The organism is Streptomyces oceani (assembly GCF_001751245.1).
GTDB lineage: Bacteria > Actinomycetota > Actinomycetes > Streptomycetales > Streptomycetaceae > Streptomyces > Streptomyces oceani.
On sequence record NZ_LJGU01000074.1, the window covers coordinates 1 to 1,001 of the forward strand.

The window sequence follows — 1,001 nt, forward strand, 5'->3', positions numbered from 1 at the left end:
CGACCACGGCGACCGCGCCGATGAACTGGGCACCCTGCGCCGGGTGTTGCGGCTCGCGCCCCGGCACGCGGTGCTCGCGCTGACGGACGGCGCGGACCCGGCACTGGCGGCGGAGGCCGTACGCGTCGGCGCCCAGGACTACCTCTTCCGGGACGAACTGGATGGGCGGCTGCTGAGCCGCGCCGTCCGCTACGCGGTGGAGCGCAAACGTTCCGACCTGGCGCGGCGACAGCTCACCGAGTCCCGGCTGCGCGCCCAGGAGAACGCCCGGCTGGAGCGCGGGCTGCTGCCGACTCCGCTGCTGGAGGGCAGTGAGCTGCGTTTCGCCGCCCGCTACCGCCCGGGCCGGTCCCGCGCGCTGCTCGGCGGCGACTTCTACGACACCGTACGCACCGCCGACGGCACCGTGCACGTGATGATCGGCGACGTCAGCGGGCACGGCCCGGACGAGGCGGCGCTGGGTGTGGAGTTGCGCATCGCCTGGCGGGCGCTGACCTTCGCGGGGCTGTGCGGAGACGGGCTGTTGGAGACCCTGCAGCGGGTGCTGGAGCACGAGCGGCCCTCCGAGGAGGTGTTCGCCACGCTGTGCACGATGGACATCGCGCCGGACGGCCGGAGCGCCGAGGTGTATCTCGCGGGGCATCCGGCACCGCTGCTCGCCGGGGGCGAGGGCGCCGTGCCCCGGCCGTTGGCGTACGAGGAGAACGGTCCGGCGCTCGGACTGCTGCCCGGGACGGGCTGGCCACGAAACCGGGTGGAGCTGGGGGCGGCGTGGTCGCTGCTGTTGTACACCGACGGGTTGATCGAGGGGCGGATCGGCGCGGGCCGACAGCGGCTCGGCCAGGACGGCATCGCCGAGGTCGTCACCGGGCACCTGCGGCAGGGCCTGCGGGGTGAGGCGCTGTTGGACGCGACGATGGCGGAGGTACGCGGGCTGAACGGCGGCGAGCTGACGGACGACGTGGCGGCGCTGCTGCTGGACCGGGGCTGAGGCTCGGCCC

1 protein-coding gene is annotated in these 1,001 nt (G+C 74.7%); it reads left to right on the forward strand.

Annotated features, from left to right (window positions below; all coding sequences use genetic code 11):
* Nucleotides 1-991, forward strand: a 991-nt coding sequence (locus tag AN216_RS00400; RefSeq protein WP_170842977.1) for a PP2C family protein-serine/threonine phosphatase, incomplete at its 5' end; no start/stop codon positions are given.
* Between the last annotated feature and the right edge of the window lie 10 nt (nucleotides 992-1,001).